This is a genomic window from uncultured Methanobrevibacter sp. (assembly GCF_902771435.1).
In the GTDB taxonomy this organism is placed as follows: domain Archaea; phylum Methanobacteriota; class Methanobacteria; order Methanobacteriales; family Methanobacteriaceae; genus Methanocatella.
This window is the reverse complement of sequence record NZ_CACXXB010000063.1, coordinates 1-5,449: the sequence shown is the minus strand read 5'-3', so window position 1 is coordinate 5,449 and position 5,449 is coordinate 1. Positions and strand designations below refer to the sequence as shown.

Below are 5,449 nucleotides of genomic sequence, written 5' to 3'. Positions count from 1 at the left end.
ACGAAAGCGGCATTGGCAGCCTGAATACACTATCTGATTACCTGTATTATTGAGTTTTCAAGGAACGAAGCCCATTTTTGCTATGGGAAGTTTTAGTAAGTAAGCTTCCTTCACATTTCATGGAAGTGCCAGTGGATGTCCTTGCTAAGGAGATGGAACGAAATGTTTATGTAGATCCCATTCGAGGCCGCCGGATTCAGTTTGATACAATTCATGGCGTGAAAGGTGAAACGCATGATGCAACCCTGTATCTTGAGACGGAATTGAGGCGATCATCAGATATTGTCCGTATTCTTCCGTATTTTGGTATAAAGAAAACTTGATCCTCTCCGCTGTATGATTATAGCCGGAAGCTAGCTTATGTTGGTATGAGTCGCCCAAAAAAATTGCTTTGCCTAGCGGTTCAGGAGTCAACATATATCAGAAGTAAAAATGCATTCCAAGAATGGGAAATTATTGATATTAGGAAAAAGTAATAAGACCAAAAGAATTATTTGGGTGTCCAATGGACGGTAAACAAAACAATAATCAGGAAATACGCATGGAAATAGTAGCTTATAATAAAGAGACAATAGCTTTGATTCAAAGTAAGGTACAGGCGTTGATACAGATCGTTTCTGAATTGGAAGATAACTTTCCAGATAGGCATTTTACACTTGATGGTCATCTTGTCGGAAGTATCGGTGAAGTGCTAGCAGCATATTATTACGGGATTGATCTATATACTGCTTCAACAGAAGTACATGATGGAATAATTCATGATAGAGAAGTACAAATCAAAATCACCCAACAAGACAGTATTCAGATTTCTGCAGAGCCGGATTATTTGATTGTGCTGTATTTGACTAAGAAGGGGCAGGTTTTTGAAGTATATAACGGGCCGGGAAAGGAGCCCTGGGATTCTGCAAGCAAAAAGGATAGCCACAATAACAGACATATGAGAGTGAATAGATTGATGGAACTTGATATGAAAGTTTCTTCAGAGAAGCGTATCACTGCATTGCAGCATATTGAAAAGATGAAGAAGGAGTTTAAGAACAGAAAGAAATAAACAGGTAAAACAATATAATTCTTTTAACATTAAAAATGATTTTTATTATTATAATACTGTAATGAAATATCAGAGATATTTATTGATATTGATGTCTTTCCGAGGAGCAGACCGCGTTTATCAATGTACCACTGGAATTTCTTGTTATGATTGAGTAATCAATCTGAGGGATAAATGAAATGATGCGAGGAGTGTTCATTCGAAGAAAAAGCCGTAGACTGGCAGAGGTGGAAGTAGATGGACAGATTATTGAGGCTTATATTTCGAATGGGATAGATATAGAGTTTTTGAAAAACGGTGCCACTTGTTTTCTACGTGAGGCAGGGAATACAAATCGAAGAACATCGTTTGATTTGTATTCTGTCTATGATCAGGACACATTGGTATGCGTTGATGCGAAGGAACCTCTCCGTATAGCAGAAAAGTGGTGCTCGGAGAAATGTAATAATGAAGGCAAACAAGTATCTTTTTATGCAGACGTAAAAGGCATGGCGCTCCTTGCAATGAACAGAGAAAACCATGACATAGTGATTCAAGTAATGGGCACTTCTTTTGTAGACAATCGAGTGGCATATCTCCCTGAAATACCTTCTACTGCGTTGAATGAAAGGCTGATGTCACTTTTGTGGATGAAAGAACGCAGACAGGATCCGCGATTGTTAATTGTTGTATGCCGAGATGATGCAGACTCTTTTTTTGCTAACAAGGAAGTTGATCCCTATTTTGCTGGGCTCTTGTCAAGCGTGAAAGAAGCAGACATCCCGATAGAAGTATTGAGCTGTTCTGTGGATGCAAGTGGGATGAAGCCGAAAAAAATAATTCCCTTTAGTTGAAAGATTTTATAATGTCGATACTGTTTATATTATTTCAATGAAAAACTACGAATAATTGTTCCAACTATGTCTGAGCAACAGAATATCATTAGCGAAATCGAAGAAAGTTTATCTGTCTGCTACAGTTTCGAGCAGACCTTGGACACCGCTTTGCAGCACGCAGAAGCTATGCGGCAGAGCATACTGAAAGACGCTATTGCGGGAAGGCTTTGATAAATGAAATCATGGTTCAAAAAAAACTGGGTATTTGTTGCCCTTGCTATTTCAATCGGAGCATTTTGGCTTTTTAAGGATTTCCTTAATGGCAACAGCCAAGCCCTCTTGGTTTTGATTACAGCAATATATGTCATTGCAACAATTAACATTAGCAATGCGAATATTAGATCTGCTGAAGCCACAAGAGAACAGATTATTGAATCCAAGCGACAGTTTGAAGAGACTAAGCGACTTGAATATATGCCATGCTTTGAAATATATTTCGATAAGATGGAAGCAGGCACCGGAACAAGTATTGAGTTAACAGATAAACAAACGGGGATAATTCATAACTTGATTACTAAGTATCGTATTGAAAACATCAGTAAGGGGACCGCAATAAATGTAAACTGTAGAGTAATATCCGCAATTAAAGACACAGAATTAATAACGTGGCCGATTGTTCCAGCACAAAAGGAAATCGCCATCAATTGCTTGATTTTAGCAGATAAAGGCTATTTTATTGATAATTCACTACCTTTTTCTGTAGTAATTTCCTATGATGATATCATGAATAATCATTATGAGCAAAATGTGGAATTGGAGTTCATTGAAAATAATCCTAGATGGATTTGGGTAAAAAGTGTTGGTGCACCACAGCTGAACAATAAAGGAGTAAGCTGATGAACCAGGTTATCGATATAGCTGTAAAGATGAGGGATATTTTTAAGAAATATCTGTAGCAGAGTATGTATAATAGTCGATAATTGCCAAAGACTAGGCTGAAATAGAAGGTGTAATATGGCAGAATCTCAAAATATCGAATATAAAGAATCCTGGCGTGATGAATATCTAAAATGGGTATGCGGTTTTGCCAATGCTCAGGGCGGCAAGATCTTTATCGGCTGTGATGATAAGGGAGAAGTTGTCGGAGTTAAAGATGCAAAACGGCTGATGGAAGAGATTCCAAATAAGATCCGTGATGGCATGGGGATTATTGTCGCTGTAAATCAATTGGAGAAGAAAGGGTTGCCCTATATTGAGATTGATGTACCGGCGTATCCGATTGGTATATCCTATAAGGGTGTTTATCATTATCGCAGCGGCAGCACGAAACAGATTTTGAATGGTCCGGCGTTGGAGGCGTTTTTAATGCGTAAACGCGGCGTCACATGGGATAATCTTCCCCTGCCGGCGTTTAAAATCAGTGACGTCGATGATGGCGTCGTGAAGAGGTTCAAAGCACTTGCGGCGAATAAAGGCAGAATAGAATCCAGCCTGCTGGAAGAACCGAAAGAAGTGCTTTTGGAGAAGCTGCACCTGACTAATGGAGACTATCTGACGAATGCCGCCATGCTCCTTTTTGCAAAGGACCCTGAAAAATACCAGCTCGGCGCTTTTATCAAGCTCGGGTATTTTGAAAACAACGCAGACTTGTTGTATCAGGATGAGATCCATGGATCTATCCTGGAGCAGGTGGACAAGACTCTGGAAGTGATTTATCTGAAGTATATGCGTGCTAAAATCCGCTATGAGGGTGTACAGCGAATTGAGCGTTACTTTGTCCCGGAAGAAGCTCTGCGTGAAGCATTGCTGAATGCAATTTGTCACAAACAATACCAGTCCGGTATTCCAATCCAGATCAGCGTGTACGAAGATCGTTTGTATGTGGCAAACGTTGGCAGTCTGCCGGAAAACTGGACAATAGAAAACCTGATGGAAAAGCACGCCTCAGTACCTTACAATCCGAATATTGCGTCGGTGTTTTATCTGGCAGGTTTCATCGAAAGCTGGGGCCGCGGCGTTGAGAAGATTTGCGATGCTCTGAAAGCAGACAACTTGCCAATGCCGGAGTATACAGTTCATCCGGGCGATATCATGATCAAGTTCACCGGGCCGGAGGATCGAATCGTCAGGGTGACTGATAAGGTGACTAATGGGGTGACTGATAACGTGACAGATCGTGAGCGTCAGTTATTGAAGTTTATAATTGAAGATCCAGGGTACACTATGCTCCAGTTGGCTGAAAAAATGACTGTCAGCAGGAAGACGGTGGCAGGATATCTGAAGAGCCTAAAAGAAAAAGGCATAATAAAGCGTGTTGGAACAACAAGAAGCGGACATTGGGAAATTAACGAAACAAAGCTTTCTGTTCTCAATGTTGTAAAAATTCAATCAAGAAAAACTTGATTCAATTAATAAAGCCGCTGTATTTTAGGCAACCGTACCCGCATGAACTAAAGTGGTAAGATACTACTTGGCATCGTCGTGCCAAGTAATGCCAAGTAATGACTTAGTTAAATTGGCTTTTTTACTGGGGTTTTAGATAGAACTTGGCATGAACTTGGCATGAAATTGTTCATATGCGTTTTAGTCCAAGTTAGTTCAAAAATAGTCCAAGATTTAGTCCAAGAGGTAGTCCAACTAACCGTGTAGTTGACCAATTTTCGACCCAAAAAATTCTGGTAAAACAATATAAATCATATAATCCGTATAGATATAGCGGTCGGATTATAATAAAAACCACTATATATTGTGTTGACCAAAGTCCTATCATAGAGTATGAATAAGCTTTGAGCCATGCGAAATAAAAAATGAGAGTTGATTCCGGATGCTTGCATCCAGGAATCAACTCTCATTTTTTATTTCATACGGCGAATGCCGTACAGTCTGAGATTCGCGTAGCGGTACGTTACGCGAATCTCAGACTTGCATGGCTCAAACTTAGATAACAAGGAATGCACCTTCACACAGAAGTGACAGACGCGAAGCGGATGCCGTGCTTGCACGAGCAGACGCTCTCTTTTTTATCTCGTAAAACCGACCAGCGGGAGGTTTCACTTCTGTGGGAAGGTATACTCCGCCAACATACAGCGAGAGCGCGCCCTCAGGCGCGGTCGAGCTGGGCCTGCGACAACACCCTCCCACAAATTTTCCATACATGAAAGCCTGCCAATGCTGTTCCTCTCTTGGAGATCTCAGTCGTTTAGGCACAAATCCTGATATTTCAAATCTGTACATAACTAAAAATTGAAAAGTCACCTATCTATAAACCTAATTTTGAATGGTTGGGTACAGCTATATAAATCTGCCAGGCTATACCTAAAGGCTTGCGATATTTTGACAATGACATGCCAAAATATTGTATGTGGATAATTTCCGTTGTGTACCGTATTCAGAATCACTGATCTGTGCCTAACGAGAATAAGTTCCCCACTATGTGAAATAAGAACTGATTGACGTGTACATGCGAAACAGGTATAATCAGGATATGATAAAAAGCTTTGCAGATAAGGAAACGGAAAAGATATACTACCAGATGTTTTCAAGAAAGCTTCCTCAAAACATACAAAGAGTTGCCTTACGTAAG

At 40.2% G+C, this 5,449-nt stretch carries 4 protein-coding genes; all 4 read left to right on the top strand.

Annotation, left to right across the window (positions count from 1 at the left end):
* Positions 1-505: 505 nt before the first annotated feature.
* The gene (locus QZU83_RS10075; RefSeq protein WP_295611864.1) at positions 506-1,051 is read left to right on the top strand and encodes a DUF6998 domain-containing protein; all 546 of its coding nucleotides are present in this window, start codon (positions 506-508) and stop codon (positions 1,049-1,051) included.
* Between the two features lie 179 nt (positions 1,052-1,230).
* Positions 1,231-1,884 (top strand): DNA/RNA nuclease SfsA, encoded by a 654-nt coding sequence (locus QZU83_RS10070; protein WP_366925386.1) that lies wholly within the window; start codon positions 1,231-1,233, stop codon positions 1,882-1,884.
* A 216-nt stretch (positions 1,885-2,100) separates the two neighbouring features.
* The gene (locus QZU83_RS10065) at positions 2,101-2,763 is read left to right on the top strand and encodes a hypothetical protein (RefSeq protein ID WP_295611863.1); all 663 of its coding nucleotides are present in this window, start codon (positions 2,101-2,103) and stop codon (positions 2,761-2,763) included.
* A gap of 117 nt (positions 2,764-2,880) precedes the next feature.
* On the top strand, positions 2,881-4,269 hold the full coding sequence (locus tag QZU83_RS10060; protein ID WP_295611862.1) for an ATP-binding protein: 1,389 nt from the start codon (positions 2,881-2,883) through the stop codon (positions 4,267-4,269).
* The last annotated feature ends 1,180 nt before the right edge of the window (positions 4,270-5,449 follow it).

Excerpts from the sequence above, each read along its gene's own strand:
- QZU83_RS10075 (WP_295611864.1), top strand. The coding sequence starts at position 506 with ATGGACGGTAAACAAAACAATAATCAGGAAATACGCATGGAAATAGTA.
- QZU83_RS10070 (WP_366925386.1), top strand. The coding sequence starts at position 1,231 with ATGATGCGAGGAGTGTTCATTCGAAGAAAAAGCCGTAGACTGGCAGAG.
- QZU83_RS10065 (WP_295611863.1), top strand. The coding sequence starts at position 2,101 with ATGAAATCATGGTTCAAAAAAAACTGGGTATTTGTTGCCCTTGCTATT.
- QZU83_RS10060 (WP_295611862.1), top strand. The coding sequence starts at position 2,881 with ATGGCAGAATCTCAAAATATCGAATATAAAGAATCCTGGCGTGATGAA.